General features: G+C 39.8%; 13 protein-coding genes. 7 read left to right on the forward strand and 6 right to left on the reverse strand.

Features of this window, described 5'->3' with window-relative positions:
- Positions 1-201 precede the first annotated feature (201 nt).
- The 5 genes from K0S23_RS05800 to K0S23_RS05820 all read left to right on the forward strand — a co-directional run bounded on the left by K0S23_RS05800 (position 202) and on the right by K0S23_RS05820 (position 8,441).
- On the forward strand, positions 202-786 hold the full coding sequence (locus K0S23_RS05800) for a T9SS type A sorting domain-containing protein (protein WP_300355492.1): 585 nt from the start codon (positions 202-204) through the stop codon (positions 784-786).
- Positions 787-919: 133 nt separating this feature from the next.
- A complete protein-coding gene (locus K0S23_RS05805; protein ID WP_300355493.1) occupies positions 920-2,206 on the forward strand; it encodes an aminotransferase class I/II-fold pyridoxal phosphate-dependent enzyme in 1,287 nt (428 codons plus the stop codon).
- Positions 2,207-2,477: 271 nt separating this feature from the next.
- A complete protein-coding gene (locus tag K0S23_RS05810; protein WP_300355494.1) occupies positions 2,478-5,330 on the forward strand; it encodes a M43 family zinc metalloprotease in 2,853 nt (950 codons plus the stop codon).
- A 246-nt stretch (positions 5,331-5,576) separates the two neighbouring features.
- On the forward strand, positions 5,577-6,686 hold the full coding sequence (locus K0S23_RS05815; protein ID WP_300355495.1) for a hypothetical protein: 1,110 nt from the start codon (positions 5,577-5,579) through the stop codon (positions 6,684-6,686).
- 174 nt (positions 6,687-6,860) lie between these two features.
- Positions 6,861-8,441: a T9SS type A sorting domain-containing protein gene (locus K0S23_RS05820; RefSeq protein WP_300355496.1), complete on the forward strand. Its 1,581-nt coding sequence runs from the start codon at positions 6,861-6,863 to the stop codon at positions 8,439-8,441.
- A 57-nt stretch (positions 8,442-8,498) separates the two neighbouring features.
- On the opposite strand, the gene creD is transcribed toward K0S23_RS05820, so the two are convergent.
- From creD to yidD, 4 genes are all read right to left on the reverse strand, one after another.
- The gene (creD, locus tag K0S23_RS05825) at positions 8,499-9,788 is read right to left on the reverse strand and encodes a cell envelope integrity protein CreD (RefSeq protein WP_300355497.1); all 1,290 of its coding nucleotides are present in this window, start codon (positions 9,786-9,788) and stop codon (positions 8,499-8,501) included.
- A gap of 53 nt (positions 9,789-9,841) precedes the next feature.
- Positions 9,842-10,141, reverse strand: a complete 300-nt coding sequence (locus K0S23_RS05830; protein WP_300355498.1) for a transcriptional regulator — start codon at positions 10,139-10,141, stop codon at positions 9,842-9,844.
- Positions 10,138-10,746 carry a hypothetical protein gene (locus K0S23_RS05835; protein ID WP_300355499.1) on the reverse strand — a complete coding sequence of 203 codons (609 nt, stop codon included), beginning with the start codon at positions 10,744-10,746 and terminating at the stop codon, positions 10,138-10,140. Before K0S23_RS05835 ends, K0S23_RS05830 begins: the two co-directional genes overlap by 4 nt.
- 78 nt (positions 10,747-10,824) lie before the next feature.
- Entirely contained in the window at positions 10,825-11,082 is a 258-nt protein-coding gene (gene yidD, locus K0S23_RS05840) for a membrane protein insertion efficiency factor YidD (protein ID WP_300355500.1), read from the reverse strand.
- A gap of 63 nt (positions 11,083-11,145) precedes the next feature.
- Between yidD and K0S23_RS05845 the strand changes: the two genes are divergently transcribed.
- Positions 11,146-12,252, forward strand: a complete 1,107-nt coding sequence (locus tag K0S23_RS05845; protein ID WP_300355501.1) for a hypothetical protein — start codon at positions 11,146-11,148, stop codon at positions 12,250-12,252.
- Between the two features lie 68 nt (positions 12,253-12,320).
- Entirely contained in the window at positions 12,321-13,271 is a 951-nt protein-coding gene (locus tag K0S23_RS05850) for a transglycosylase SLT domain-containing protein (protein ID WP_300355502.1), read from the forward strand.
- Between the two features lie 4 nt (positions 13,272-13,275).
- Here K0S23_RS05850 and K0S23_RS05855 read toward each other — a convergent pair whose 3' ends face one another.
- Both K0S23_RS05855 and K0S23_RS05860 read right to left on the reverse strand, forming a co-directional pair.
- Positions 13,276-13,647: a methionine-R-sulfoxide reductase gene (locus K0S23_RS05855; protein WP_300355503.1), complete on the reverse strand. Its 372-nt coding sequence runs from the start codon at positions 13,645-13,647 to the stop codon at positions 13,276-13,278.
- A gap of 217 nt (positions 13,648-13,864) precedes the next feature.
- Complete coding sequence (locus tag K0S23_RS05860) at positions 13,865-15,355, reverse strand: hypothetical protein (protein ID WP_300355504.1); 1,491 nt, start codon at positions 15,353-15,355, stop codon at positions 13,865-13,867.
- Positions 15,356-15,415: the final 60 nt, after the last annotated feature.

The raw sequence follows: 15,415 nt of genomic DNA on the forward strand, positions 1-15,415 counted from the left end.
TAGGGAAATACCGCCAGGACAAATGTGGGACGGATAGAGAAAAGTTCAAACGGTTTAAAAAGTTGAAAAGCGAAATTCGGTTCCTGTAGTAGGCAATAATGAATTATTTTTGATTTAGGTTTCCAACCTTTCTAAATATTACGCGTTATATTCTTAAATAAATATTTAATAATATAACCATTAATTAAAAACAGTAAGCTTATGAAGAAATTTACTCAATTATTTATGATGTGTTTGGCACCGGTAGCTTTCGGACAAACAAACCATCAAATTGACGCGCAGGCGGCATCCTGGTCACCAAATGATTTGACTATTGATCTTGGAGATTCGGTAACATGGGTAAACAATGGTGCAGGTTCGCATAATTTGAACGGGACTACGGCAACTTATCCTGCGAACCCGGAATCGTTTTCCATGTTGACAATCGGAACAAACTGGACATTTGGAAAGCGCTTCAACGTTCCAGGGATTTATATGTACCGTTGCAACCCTCATTCTGCTATGATGACAGGAAAAGTGACAGTTGTTGACCCAAGCCTAGGTTTAGGAGAAAATACAGCTTCAACAATCACTTTTGGTCCGAACCCGGCAAACGAAACGATTACCATTCAAACAAAGGCAACAGATTTCAATGTTGTAATTTATGACATGGCAGGAAGCCAGGTATTGTCAGAGAATTTGAAAAACAAGAATCAATTGAATATTTCTTCTCTGAAACAAGGGACGTATGTGATTGAGATCAATGCAGAAGGAACAATCCTTCAGGACAAGTTTATTAAGAATTAAGCCTGATCAAAAAAATCAAAAAAGTATGGGCCGGGGTGGAATCTTTCACTCCGGCTTTTTTGTGTAATTTCATTTTTCGTTTCAGGTTTGCCAACAATTGTGTATATTTTTGCCACACTAATTTAAAGTAGTCATGGATACAAAAAACGAACTTTCGACTCTTCGTGTTTCTAAATTGGCAGAACATATCATCGGTTCTGAGATCATCAAATTAGCGGCTGAAGTTAATGAGAAGATCAAACAGGGTGAAAAGGTTTACAATTTAACTATCGGAGATTTCAATTCGAAAGTTTTTCCAATTCCAGCTGAATTAAAACAATTCATCCAGGAAGCATATGAAGATGATCAAACCAATTATCCTGCCGCAGACGGAATGTTGGAATTGCGTCAGGCAGTTTCTCAATTATTGAGTAAGCGCGGTGATTTGGAATACGCAACGGACGAAATTGTTATCACAGGTGGTGCACGACCGGCGATCTATGCCATTTTCAAGGCTGTTGTTGATCCGGGAGACGCAGTTATTTTTCCTGTTCCGTCTTGGAATAACAACCATTATACTTATTTGAATGAGGCACGCCCGATTTTAATCGAGACAAGTCCTGAGAATAATTTTATGCCACGTGCCGAAGAGATTGCTCCCTTTCTTCCGGAAGCAAGTTTACTGGCATTGTGTTCACCGCTGAATCCTACCGGAACTGTTTTTACGAAAGAGGATCTGGAACAGATTTGTGATTTGGTTATCGCGGAAAACAAAAAGCGTGAATCTGCAGGTGTGAAACCCTTGTATGTCATGTACGACCAAATCTACTGGCCATTAACCCACGGAACAATTGAACATTACAATCCTGTATCCCTTCGACCTGAAATGCGTGAATATACTTTGTTCGTTGACGGGATCTCAAAGTCCCTGGCAGCAACCGGAGTAAGAGTAGGGTGGACAATGGGTCCGAAATTCGTGATCAATAAGATCAAATCCATTTTAACTCACGTAGGAGCCTGGGCTCCTAAAGCAGAGCAGCTCGCAACTGCAAAGTATTTAAATGAATTAAGCCAGTACGATACTTATCTGAATCATATCAAGTCGGAAATTAATGCACGTTTACTTGGTTTCTATAATGGAATTCAATCCTTGAAATCGGCTGGACACAAAGTGGATGCAATTGCTCCGGAAGCAGCAATCTACTTAACCGTTCAGTTCCAGTTACATGGTTTGAAAACTGAATCCGGAAACGTATTGGAAACAACACAGGACGTTACAAAATACATCCTCGATGAAGCCAAAGTAGCTATTGTACCGTTCTACGCCTTCGGTTCTTCTGCTGATTCAAGTTGGTACAGACTTTCTGTCGGTACATGCAAACTGGAAGATGTGGATGGAGTCATTTCTAACCTGAAAGCAGCATTGGAGAAGTTGAGGTAATTCGTTTTTATTATCGATTAAAATATATAATTCAGCACGGACCTCTGGTTCGTGCTTTTTATTTTGGCTTCTTTCAAAATTTTTTTAAAACCCGGCTAAGTTGAATTTCACAAGGTTTTACGTGTTTTTGTGAAATAATAATCAATCCTTTTTCCGGGAAAAGATATTCACATTTTTAATTTATTGAGATCGGGATGCCATTATTGAAGCGATTTTTTATTTAAATTTCACTCCAGAACTACAAAACTATATTCAAAATTAAACTACGCTTATGAGAAAACTCGTCTTTTCTGTGACCTTGTTGTGCGGATTTACTTCCTTTTCGCAGGGTCTTCAACCAAAAAATCAACAGCTTGCCTCTCCTCAAGAAGTTGAAAAATGCAGCCAGCATCACCACATGCAGGAAATGCAGCTAAAGGATCCGGCCCGTTTTGCCACGATTTTTAAAGATCCTTTGCCCAATCAGGGAACAAAATTCAAGCCGAATACCGGAACTGAGAAATTAACCGGAGTTATTTATACCATTCCTGTTGTTTTCCACATTATTCACAATAATGGTTCGGAGAATATTTCGGATGCTCAAATACAAGATGCTTTAAATATTCTAAATCGGGATTATCGAAAATTGAATACTGATACAAGTACAATTGTAAGTGCTTTTCAAGGTGATGCTGCAGATGTGGAGATTCAATTTGTTTTTGCTACCGTAGCTCCAAACGGTGCATGCTTTTCCGGTATTACGAGAACGGTTAATGCGATAACCAATAATGGTGATGATGGCGAAGTTCAAGTAGCTGCAGTCGTTAGCGGAAATAATGTTTACCAGGGAATCTGGCCTCATAACCGCTACTTAAATATCTACGTAGCGAATGATATTGGTGGAGCTGCCGGTTACACCTTTAATCCGAACAACGGGGGGACAGCTCAGGAACAAATGTATTACAATGGTATTTTTGTTCTGGAAAATTACACCGGATCCATCGGAACTTCGAATGCTACGAACAGCAGAACGCTAACGCATGAAGTTGGTCACTGGTTAAATTTATCTCACGTATGGGGGGCAAATAATAATCCCGGTTCGGCAGGTTGCGCTGGTACAGATAACGTAAACGATACGCCGGCAACACAAGGATCAACATCATGTACGCTTACCCAAAATTCCTGTTCAACCGACAATGCATATTGGGGATTTGATCAGATAGATCAGGTTCAAAATTACATGGATTATTCTTACTGTACCAAAATGTTTACACAGGGCCAGGTAGACAGAATGCGTGCAGCAATAATAAGTTCCGTAGGTGGAAGAAACAATATCTGGACAACTGCAAACTTAAACTTAGTTGGCGGCGGCCCGGGAACATCTCTTTGTGCATTGGATTTTAACGCAAACCAAACAACGATGTGTACGGGAACAACCGTTACATATACACCAAGTCAGACAACGGGAATTGCAACATACTCCTGGACTTTTCCGGGTGGAACACCTGCAACATCAACGGCTGCGAGCCCAACGGTTACATATTCTACTACGGGAACTTATAATGCAAGTTTAACTGTAACAGCAACTTCCAACGGAGCAAGTTATTCGAAATCGAAAACCAATTATATTACTGTCTATTCAGCGACAACTGTTAGTTTGCCAATCAGCGAAGGGTTTGTGTCAACGACATTCCCGCCAACAGGATGGACAATTATTGATCCGGGAGCTACTACAGGAAGCTGGACGAGGTCTTCAACAGTAGGTCGTGCGCCAACTGCCGGCAATTCATTAAGATTTGATAATTATAACCTGGAATCCGGAATTGATGAAATGCGCTTGCCTAAAGCTGATATAGCGGCTTATTCCAGTGCCCAGTTGGTATTCGATGTAGCTTATGCACCTTACAATGCAGCTTATTACGACGGATTAGATGTATTGGTTTCTACTGATTGCGGGAATACTTTTACTACAGTTTACTCGAAATCAAATACAACTTTAGCTACTGCCAATGCAACACAGTCTTCTTTTTCACCAACGACAGCGCAATGGAGATCCGAGACTGTGGATTTGACTCCGTTTGTTGGGAACAGTTCCGTTTGGATCGTTTTTAAGAATAACGGAGGAAACGGAAATAATTTGTACATAGATAATATTAATGTTACCGGAGTAAGCGGAACACCAGCTGCACCGGTTGCGTCATTCAGTTCAACGGGAACTACTGTCTGTGCAGGACAATCCGTTACTTACACCAGTACTTCTACGAACAATCCTACTTCTTACAGCTGGTCATTCCCAGGAGGAACACCTGCTACATCCACTTCTGCGAGCCAGGTTGTAACATATGCTGCAGCAGGAACTTACAATGTCTCTCTGACCGCTACAAATACCGGCGGATCAAACGTATCGAATCAAACGGGGTATGTTACGGTAAATGCCATTCCGGCAGCACCAACTATTTCAGCAGGTGGAGCAACGACTTTCTGCCAGGGAGGTTCGGTTACATTAACTTCTTCTGCAGGCTCAGGGAACACTTGGTCTAATTCATCCTCAGCAGCTTCGATCACGGTATCTTCTTCCGGAACTTATACTGTTACAAATACAGTTGCTGCTTGTACTTCACCGGCATCGAACAGTATTTCTGTAACAGTTAATTCAAATCCGAATGTTACTTTCAGCAGCGTACCGACATTGTGTTCAACAGATGGTCCGTTTACATTCACGCAGGGGAATCCGGCAGGAGGAAACTATACGGGAACCGGTGTAAGCGGAAATCAGTTTAACCCGGGAACTCTTGGGGTAGGGTCAACTGTGGTAAGCTATAACTATACAAATGCGAATGGTTGCTCCGGTACGGCTCAAACAACTGTAACGGTTGACGCTTGTGCGTCTATCGGTGAAAACGAATTGGATTTGATCTCGGTTTATCCGAATCCCTCAACAGGATCGATCACTATTCATTCGGGTGAAGTGAATCTAAATGCGATTAAAGTATTTAATGCACTTGGTCAGGTTGTTTACGAAGTAAATGGTTTGAAAACTGTAAAACAGGATGTAGATTTGAGAAACATGGCAAAAGGTGTTTATACACTTCGTGTTTTAACAGAGATCGGAACACAGCATATTCCGATTGTATTGGAGAAATAAGAATTAATAATTGAATTTAGAGAAGGCTGTTACATTGCGTAGCAGCCTTTTGTTTTTTTTAATATGATATCGTGATATAACGAATGGTAAAAACAGGGTGTTAATTTTCTGAACAAAAGATTGAGCTATTGTTTTATTTAAAAAACCTGTACGGAAAATCGCAACTCATAAAAATCAAGTGCAGAATTCCGTTTTTAATTCCTATGCATACCTAGCAAATTTGTCCTGAAACTTAAAATGAAAACCATGAAAAAAATAGTTCTAATGTGTTTGGGTTTATATGCATACAACTCCTTTGCACAAACACCTCAGTTGCCTTCTATGGTGATTGCGGGTATAGAAGTAAGAAACATCGCATCCAATGAAGACATTCTCCGCTCTGTGATATACAAAAGCCTGGTAAATTCTAAGAAGTATGTTGTCAATGACCGTTATGATGTAGCGGAGAAATTGGGTGACAATAAAATGAAAGAATGCATGGGAAAGGAATGCCTTGGAAAAGTTGGGGCTCAATTGAGTGCAGATTTTGCTATGAGTGCCAGCTATGAGGGCTTGGGAGACAGAATCCTTATTTCCATGAAAATTGTCAATGTGAAGACCGGTGAAATTGAGCAAAACGAGATCGAGCAATTTGAAAATCAGCCCCGGGAACTAAACAGGATGACTGATATTATGATCTATAAATTATTGAAAACAGATGTGGACTTAACGGTTTACAAAGCTTTGTTCTTTAAAGATGGTCCGACAGCGAGTGCAGGATTGGGGAAAATGAATAATTCCGGTCCTCGGATTGGATTTGCTGTAGCAACAGGAGAGAACGGAGAGTTTTTTACCCGGAATGAGCGGGACGGAGGAGTAGGGACTATGCCTGTTCTGTTCAATATCGGATATCAATTGGAAGTACAATATGCAGGAAGCGAAAAGTTTAGCGGTTTGTTCGAGTTTTTAGGAAATGTTGCGGGAATGGAACACGGAACTCCAATTCCTTCACTTGCGATTATGCACGGTGTCCGCTTTGGAAAAGGGGCTTGGGAAATTGCCATGGGTCCCTCTTTTACAATGAAACGTCTTGTCTCCGGAACAACAGATTACGATGGAAGTTTTAAGACTTACCAGGAGCTCTATAGTTTGGGAGTAAGTGACGCAGCGAGTATGGATTATTTCAAAAGACCTGATACCAGGGGAGCAACTTACTTTTCTACTAATTTCATTTTCGCAGTTGGAAAAACATTCCGCCCCGGAGCTTTGAATGTTCCCTTGAACTTTTATGCAAGTATGAATAAATATGGAACTACCTATGGAGTTTCCTTAGGGATCAATATTACCAGATCACGTAAATATACCTACACCAAATAAAAATAAATTAACAGAAAAAATCCCGGTTTCCATAAATATGAGAGCCGGGGATTTTAAATTTGAATGATTTTTAACATATAGTTATAAGTAACTATTTTTTGTGATTTATGAGTGTTTTGGTGTGGTTTTTGAGTAAATCATATTTAATGAATCAATCTTAAAAATCTAAAAATCATGAAAAAAATTTTACTCTTTTGCCTTTTGATCTATTCTACCGGATTTGGTCAAAATTTTACAATTTCGGATCAACACCATTATGGTTCTTCGGATTCAGATAATCTCATAAAAACTATTAAATGCCAGGATTCCGGATTTCTAATGGTCTTGAAATCAAATGGAAGCAATCACGATAAAACACAGGCTAGTTTTGGAGGGAATGATATTTGGGTAGTCCGTTTGAATGCAGACAAAAGCATTCGCTGGGAAAAATCGTTCGGTGGAAATTCAGAAGACATCCCTTATTCGGTTGTTGAATTATCCGATGAGAATATTTTGATATTGGGGGCAAGTGCTTCTGGAGTTAGTGGGAATAAAACAAGTGGAAACTTTGGATCAAATGATTATTGGGTACTTAAATTGAATGCTTCCGGGACTAAAATATGGGATAAGTCCTTCGGATCATCCAGTTATGATAACCCCATAGCTATTCTTGCAATTTCCCCGCTAAACTATTTTATTGCAGGTATTTCAGGGGGAGGAGTTTCTGGTTCCAAGAACAGCCCAAGTTATGGAAGTTCGGATGTTTGGTGTATCGGAATTGATTCTTCCGGAACCGAGATCTGGCAACAAGCGTATGGAGGAACCGGTAATGATGGAGGAGTTATTTCTGCCGTACCAACAGGGATTTGTCCATTACAGAACGGGAATGTGTTATTGTTAACAGCATCTAATTCCGGAGTTTCCGGAGTTAAAACCTCTCCGAATTACGGTATAACGGATGCATGGGTACTTGAAATAAATCCGGCTGACGGGCAATTAATTCAACAAAACGGTTTCGGGGGAACAGATGGTGATTACCTGTACCAAGCTCTCCAGATAGGAAATACAATTTACCTGGCTGGAAGTTCCTCATCTGGTGTGAGTGGGAACAAGCAGTCCGTTTTATATGGAGATCATGCTGCCTGGTTGTTGAAATTGGATGAAAACCTATTGATTCTTTCGGATCAATGTTTTGGAGGAACAGATCAGGCTAGTTTTCATGCCGGAATTACCAAAATAAGCAATGGATTCGTTGCTTATGGCGTTTGTGACAGTGATGAGAATCCTTGGGTTACAAGAGCTGTTAACGGAGATCATGATATTTGGTTTATGGGATTCGATGATGCAGGGAATTACCAATGGAATTATTCATTCGGGTCTGCAACTGGTTACGATAGGGTTACTGATCTAATAGAGAACTCACCGAATGATTATACAATTTCGTTTGGGCTGAGTGGAGGAGCTGCGAATGGTGATATTACTATTAATGGATACGGATCTGATGATGCTTACTTACTGGATTTGACTACCAGCTTGGGAGTTCCCAATCTTTCTTCCGATTCATTTTCCATTTACCCCAACCCGGTAACCAGTTCGTTTTCGATTAACGGATTAAATGAATCTGCATCCTATGAAATTTCTGATTTGAAAGGTTATACAATAGAGTCAGGTAATTACAGCGGTGCTATTGATACTGAAAAATTCATTGCGGGCATGTATACTATTCGCATCGTTTCGGGTTCTCAAACAATAATCAAGAAATGGATTAAAAACTAACTCGTACTTGATTTCGAAATCCCGGCCCTATCTATAGGACCGGGATTTTGGTGTAACTCAAACTTTCAATCGTCTGGTAAAGCTCATGATAGCGGCAAGAACTACAAATAATCCCAGGCTGCCTACAATTAAGGCATAGGTTTCAAGATTAACAATCACATAAAGGAAACTGTAAAGAATTGAAATTGCCATAAAAACAGTGAGCGAAAACTTCAGCGACCGAAGAACGGAGTAGGCATACCAACTTAATAATGATATGATTCCGATACTTGCTGTGAGGTAAGAGTATGCGAATCCGAATTGCTCAGAGAAAGAAAGCAGAATTGCATAGAACAGAATCAGCGAAAGCCCAACCATCAGGTAGTGAATCGGATGGATTACCATTTTTCCAATTAATTCGATGAGGTAGAAAACGGTGAATGTTAGCAAGATGACAAGGATAGCGTATTTCACTGTCCGTTCATTCAGTTGATAATGATCAATACTTTCCAAAAATTCGACGCTTGCAAAATCAGTTGAAGAAAAGCGATTCGGTTCTAAATTCCCATGCTTTGGATTTTGGGCAATGTTCATGATCTTCCAGGAACTTGAGAACCCTTTCTGCTGTTTGAATGAATTTGGATCGGGCAGGGAGCTTCCTGTAAAAGACGGTTTTGTCCAATTGGAAGTCATTGTGAACTGGTTCTTTTTTGCGTGACCCTGAAGAACAATTTTCCCGGATCCGTTTACAGAATAATTCAGGTCGACATTGATTTTGGTGGTTGATTTGTCGATAGCGAACGGAGCAGTTGCATAGAATAATTTGGATGAATTGGATTTGGCATAAGTCTCTTCTTCGATTTCCAGTTCTTTTCCGTTTAGTTTAAGTTTTCCGATATCTGAAATGCGGCAGCGCGGATCACTAAGTAACCCGATTTGTGCGTGTTCGAGATCCAGGTTCGGGTCGTTTAGTTCCGGAATAAAGTTGGCTTTGCTGAAAACCGAACATTGGAAAACCGGGAAGTGGTAGATTCCGCGTTTTTTTGAGCTAACCTGTACATTTAGCTTATTACTTTCTTTTTCGGGGAAATAGAAGAGATAGGAGGCTTTTTTCTTGGCATCCTTGAAAGGGATACGAAGCGCAATTCCACTATAAAAAAAGTCATTTCCCCATTCGGAGCGTATTTCTTCCTTAATATTTTCCGCCCGTTCTTTCCGTTCTTCAATTAGAAATATTACTCGTGCCAGTGGAATCAGAAGCATGATGGTAACTGTCCCGATTAAGATAAAACGTCCGAAGGATGAATTGAGAAACTTCATAAAATTGCTTGTTTCCAGTTTGTCTGCTGTTCCTGATTGATTTTCCATTTTGTTAGATTTAAAAGAACTTTGAATTTCAAAGTAGATGAATAAAAAAATAGCTATTTGCTTGTTTTGATTAATTGCTCAAGCGCGGCCAGATGCTTGGCAAAGGTCTGTTTTCCTAGTAGAGTTGCTTCATAAGTCGTATTGGGTTTTTTGCCGATAAATTGCTTTTTAATGTCAATATATTCCGATTGTTCCAGGGCTTTGATATGCGAAGCCAGGTTTCCGTCCGTCACATCCAACAGTTCTTTCAGTCGGTTAAAATCCACCGTGTCATTCACCATCAAAATAGACATGATTCCCAGCCTGATCCGATGATCAAATGTTTTGTTGATATCTGATATAATACTTGTCATTGCTTCTTATCGTATTTCAGATACATGAATGCGCCATATATAATGTGGCAAACTCCGAAACCGAAGGTCCAAAAGTATAAACCATATTCGACAAAGAGACTATTTGCCAAGCCTAAAATGATGAAAATAAAACCTAAATTTCTCAACGTTTCGAAAGAATAACGACTGGCGTTTACCAGGCTGATTCCATAGAACAACAATGTAACAGGGGGAACAAGCGCGAATTCTCTTTTTGAAACCAGGATGATTGCAAACAAACCTCCGGTAATCAAAGGGACCATGAAGCTCATAACGAACAGCTTGGATATTTGATTCCAAACAAGTTCTTGTTTCTTTTTTGCTTTTCGGATGGAAAAAATGACACCGGTAATAAATGATAATACCATCACAAGTACAGCAATGATTGTGACAGACAAAAATTCAAAGGAGTTGAACTGAACAGGAAACTCAAAATTGTCCCTCATTGCGTAAACTATTCCACCGCCAATCAAAGCATAGGTTCCTGCAAGGATTCCCGAAACTCCGGACAAGGACAAAAACTTCGAGGATTTTTGCATCATTGATTGGATCTCCTGAAGCTGGGCTAAATATTTTTCACTTTCCATAAAAGAACTTTGAAATTCAAAGTAAATTAAAATAAATGAATCCGGAAAATATTTTTGTGTTTTTTTTGAAAAAATGTTTTAGTCTTCCTTGCAGTTACATTTCTTCTCCGGAACAGGATCATACCCATGTCCGCCCCAGGGATGGCAGCGACTGATTCTTCTTGTTCCGAGCCACAAGCCTTTTATTGGTCCGTGAATTTTCAATGCTTCGATCATATAAGCAGAACAGGTAGGATCATATCTGCATGCATTCGGCAGAATGGGGCTGATGATCCACTGATAGATTTTCACAGGGATGACCAATAGGGAAATAAAAAACTGCCTGATGTATTTCATGATTTCTTACGGGCAAAGTTACGCAAGAATGGAACACATATTTCGTAATTTTAGCCAATACTTATGGAAGAAATTCAAAAGAAGCGAAAAAAGAGCATTGCATTTCGATTGGGAAATACTTATTTGAGTAAAAAAACGGCAGGTATTCGCAACAATGAAAGGCATGGTTATACGCTGAATGCTACTCAAAAAGTGCAATTGAAAAACTTGCAATTGCGAGTTTACCTGGTTGCCGGGTTGATTGGTGCAGCTGCTGTATTGATTGTCATCTTCCCCTTTCATTTTACCCGGTTACTCGATGCTCAGCGCTTTGATCTTTTCGGATATCAGTTTGATTTTGAACTTTACTATACGATATATGCCGTTGCAATGATCTTCCCGGAAATCTGGCTTTTGAATATGTTGAATATTTATGCCGTGCGACGAATTTGTGAGATTTATAAATACCCGTCGGTTTCCCAGACTGATTACCAGGAGCAGGTAGCATTATTAACGGAAGCCGGGTTGGAAATGCCTGCCAAACACATGCAGCTCCTGGAAATTAATCCATATATCGGACTCACAAAGTTTTCTTATTACGCACTTTTGATCGGAACAAAATTAAAAGCAACACTTTCGAATGTTTTGATGAAGTTTCTAGTGAGGCGTTTACTTGGAAGATATGCTTTACGAATTGTAACCGATTTGCTTGGAGTTCCGATTTTTGCTTTTTGGAACGCATGGAGCAGCAGGCAAGTGATGAAGGAGGCACAAATGCGCATTGTTGCAACAGCTGCCACCAAGGATTTTATGAATGAATTTTCGGAAGAAGAGTTGCTTCGTGTCGAAGAAAAACTAAACAAATTATTTCATTTCATTGCCCAGCAAAAGAGACAATACAATTTCGCGTTGTACTCATTCATGAAAGAGATGTTGCTTATTTTTCCGGATCTCGATCTGAAATACGATCGTGAAGTAAAGGTGGATGAGTTATTCGGTGAGGATTCTGAAGTAAATAAGACGATTGCACGTTTATTGATTTTTGGTTTGATTGTAGATGGAACACTTTCTGTCAAGGAAAGATTGACCATGAGAAAAATAGCAAAAGAACCCTGGTTTCCGGTTTCTATCGATGAAGTGGAAGCGATCCTGAGAACGTATGTAAATGGTGAGGGATTAAAGCGTTTTTGAAAAATTCACAAATCTATTGCTTTTTTCACCTTCTTTTCTTAATTTGCATCACCCAAAACCCACAAGACATGAAACGCAAAACTCTCCTTGCAATACTTGCGTGTATTCCATTTATCGGTTTCTCACAAAATTCCACATGGGAAAAAGAAATGATTGCTGTTACAGAAGGTACTTCTGAGCATATTATTATGGGATCTGCAGGAATTCAGTCCGCACAATGGGATCAACTTCAGCATCCCAAATTTTGGCAGCAGATCATGACTCTTTCCCCGGATTCTGTTTTGGTAAATGTAGGATCTACCCGGCAGATTATTGCAAAAATGTCGAACAAGGATTGGCATTCTCAAACTGAAGTTCAAAAAACAGAATTTAAAGATAGTGTTCGTACTTTATTGGGTTTGAATACGGATGAACGGATCAATGTCACTACCGGGAAGAATGATTTCTATCGTTTTGACCTGGTCTTTGAAAGTTTGCCTAAAGGAGTTTCTGCCTTCGAACAGTTTGGAGTAGATCCCTGGTATGCACAATCTATTTTATTGATTGAAAGTCCCGGTAGAATGCAAAAATCATCGGTTGGCGCTTATGGCCCGTTTCAATTGATGCCGGCAGTGGCCCGCTCCATGGGATTGACTGTTAATCGTTCTGTAGATGAGCGGAGGGATTTCATGCGGTCAGCTTATGCTGCCTCCCAATTGCTAAAACGGATTTGTATTCCTTCGGCAAAAGGTATTGCAGAAGGTGCAGGTCTAACTGTCGATGAGCAATCAATCTGGTTTCGTTTACTTACCATGCACGTGTATCATGCGGGGGCTTTAAATGTGAAAGCAGTGGTAAATGCAATTGGTCCGGTTAGCTCAGGAGAAGAGTTGATTCAAAAGATGTGGGTTACCAGTGCCGCAAGTTTTGGAAATGCATCTCAGAATTATTCCCAATTGGCTTTGGCTGCACATATCCAATTGAACCAGATCATCCAAGGAAAAGGAATCCCGGTTTATAGCTGTAATATAGTTGAATAAGAAATCAGGCTTTCTTAAACAGGATACTTAATGAATTGACACAATGACGAGTGTCTTTGGGAGTGAAATGTTCACCGTTAAAGACATGTCCCAAATGGCCGTCGCAGTTTGCACAAACAATTTCTACCCGTCTTCCGTCCGGATCGGGAATACGTTTAACGCTTCCGGGAATTTCATCATCAAAGGAAGGCCATCCGCACCCGGAATCAAATTTGTCAGAACTTTTATATAGTGGAGCTTCGCACCGGCGGCAAACGAAGATGCCTTGTTCATCCCATTTGTTGTATTGACCGGTGAAGGGATATTCTGTTCCTTTTCGAACAATAATTCGTTCTTCATCAGGAGTTAGGGGATTCCAATCTTTCTTTTCTTTCATCAGGTTTAATTTGGCACTACAAGGTACAAAAAAAATGCATGTGATGGAGTGCTTTGTTTGAGTAGGTGTAGAATTTAATGTTGTGGTAATATGTTGATTTTCAACGTTGTCCCAATATTGGGGCATGGGGTTATTGGGATTTCCCAAAATCCCCGATTTGCAATAAAAAAAGGCTGCCATTTTACCTGGCAGCCTTTTAACGAATTAAAAGAAATTATTACACACTCATACCATCAATTTTTCCCATGATTTGCTTTGCGTAAAAATCAGTGATTTGTTTCAAAATATTGGTTTTCTTATTCTTTGCAGCAATAACTATTGTCGAGCCATCTCTGTTTGCATTGATCGTCACGTATTGAAGAATTTCAACCACTTTCGCTTCGTCTTCCAAATCCAAACTTGCGATATCCATTTTTTCAAATGCTATGAAGAGGGAGAAACTGTCTTCGCCAAAATTCTTTGCATAAGGAGGCAATTTTAATTTTCCTCCGCTTGCTTTCCCGCTTGAAGTAAAGATTCCTTCTTTATTCGATTTAATGCGGACATCCCCCATAATGTAAGTATCTCCTTTCTTTTCTCCAAAAACGGAAAATTGATCATCCATTATTTTTTGCAGAATGTCGCCTTTCGGACCGAGGCCAAGGAAACTTGTGTATTCCAATTCCATACCCATTGCAGATCTGGCATCTCCTTTGAAAACAATACCGGCGTGACCAGAAAACAATTTTGAGAAAGGGTTTTCTCCTAGAGCCATTAACGCAAATTTTGCTTCACCCGGAAAATCCTCTGTCAATCGTTTTTGAGCAGTTGGCAGGTAATCGTCTAAAAAGCTTTCACCTTTTCTCAAATCCAGGTTCATTGCAATTCCCATCCACGGATCGCCACCACCAAGCTTACTTACTAAAGTCGAGCCATTTTTATCCTTAAAGAACAACTCATCTTTCAAATCGTCGGAGAAAAGATTTGTAGATTCAACAGTAGCCATTCCGTTGGTGAAATTTGCGACAGTTTTGATATAAGCATTCTCCACCAAAGCATCCAGGTGTTCTTTCTTTTCGGTAGAAAGGTTTGTCAATTCTGTATTTGATGTCGCCAATAAACGGGCAATGTCAATTCCTGAAACAATATCTCCTTTTTCCTCAATGATTTCTTCAGCTATATCTTCCGAAAGATCACCTTCAGTTAAAGTGAATGCTTCTTTTATTTCGGCTTTGCCGTCGTAATCACCAGGTTTACTGATAATAATCAGAAGTTTGTTCCGGATCCCGAAAGTCACATCGTCTTCTTGGTGATAAGAAATGTCGCCGTCTTTGTCAAGCGCATATCCCATTTCACTGATGATCGACGCCAGGCTATCCTGGTCTTTAATATTGATTAGTGCGTAAACTGTTTCCGGAGTTGCGTCATGACCAAAAGGAGCTTCCAGTGCATAGTAAATAGGCTTGTCAATTTCCAATCCTTTTTTCCAGTTACCCAAAACACTTCCTAAGATGGTATTCACTTTCGGAATGCTTTTATAATCTGCATTATTCAGGATATTCATGGCGCTGATGTGACCAAAAGCAACTATTTTTTCATTACCTTCAATCATAGCTGAAGCAGCTTCTGCAGCATCCCGCTCTTTTGAATCGGATGAACATGAACTGATGAATAGAATCCCGCAAAACGTGAAGATGCTGATTATTAACGATTTATTGTATTTTTTCATGGATAAATTTTTGTTTCAAATTGACACTCAAATGTAGACTTTCTTTTTAATTTCGAAGTT

The sequence above is a fragment of the Fluviicola sp. genome, from assembly GCF_029266855.1.
Classification (GTDB): domain Bacteria; phylum Bacteroidota; class Bacteroidia; order Flavobacteriales_D; family Crocinitomicaceae; genus Fluviicola.

Excerpts from the sequence above, each read along its gene's own strand:
- K0S23_RS05800 (WP_300355492.1), top strand. The coding sequence starts at position 202 with ATGAAGAAATTTACTCAATTATTTATGATGTGTTTGGCACCGGTAGCT.
- K0S23_RS05805 (WP_300355493.1), top strand. The coding sequence starts at position 920 with ATGGATACAAAAAACGAACTTTCGACTCTTCGTGTTTCTAAATTGGCA.
- K0S23_RS05810 (WP_300355494.1), top strand. The coding sequence starts at position 2,478 with ATGAGAAAACTCGTCTTTTCTGTGACCTTGTTGTGCGGATTTACTTCC.
- K0S23_RS05815 (WP_300355495.1), top strand. The coding sequence starts at position 5,577 with ATGAAAAAAATAGTTCTAATGTGTTTGGGTTTATATGCATACAACTCC.
- K0S23_RS05820 (WP_300355496.1), top strand. The coding sequence starts at position 6,861 with ATGAAAAAAATTTTACTCTTTTGCCTTTTGATCTATTCTACCGGATTT.
- creD (WP_300355497.1), bottom strand. The coding sequence starts at position 9,788 with ATGGAAAATCAATCAGGAACAGCAGACAAACTGGAAACAAGCAATTTT.
- K0S23_RS05830 (WP_300355498.1), bottom strand. The coding sequence starts at position 10,141 with ATGACAAGTATTATATCAGATATCAACAAAACATTTGATCATCGGATC.
- K0S23_RS05835 (WP_300355499.1), bottom strand. The coding sequence starts at position 10,746 with ATGGAAAGTGAAAAATATTTAGCCCAGCTTCAGGAGATCCAATCAATG.
- yidD (WP_300355500.1), bottom strand. The coding sequence starts at position 11,082 with ATGAAATACATCAGGCAGTTTTTTATTTCCCTATTGGTCATCCCTGTG.
- K0S23_RS05845 (WP_300355501.1), top strand. The coding sequence starts at position 11,146 with ATGGAAGAAATTCAAAAGAAGCGAAAAAAGAGCATTGCATTTCGATTG.
- K0S23_RS05850 (WP_300355502.1), top strand. The coding sequence starts at position 12,321 with ATGAAACGCAAAACTCTCCTTGCAATACTTGCGTGTATTCCATTTATC.
- K0S23_RS05855 (WP_300355503.1), bottom strand. The coding sequence starts at position 13,647 with ATGAAAGAAAAGAAAGATTGGAATCCCCTAACTCCTGATGAAGAACGA.
- K0S23_RS05860 (WP_300355504.1), bottom strand. The coding sequence starts at position 15,355 with ATGAAAAAATACAATAAATCGTTAATAATCAGCATCTTCACGTTTTGC.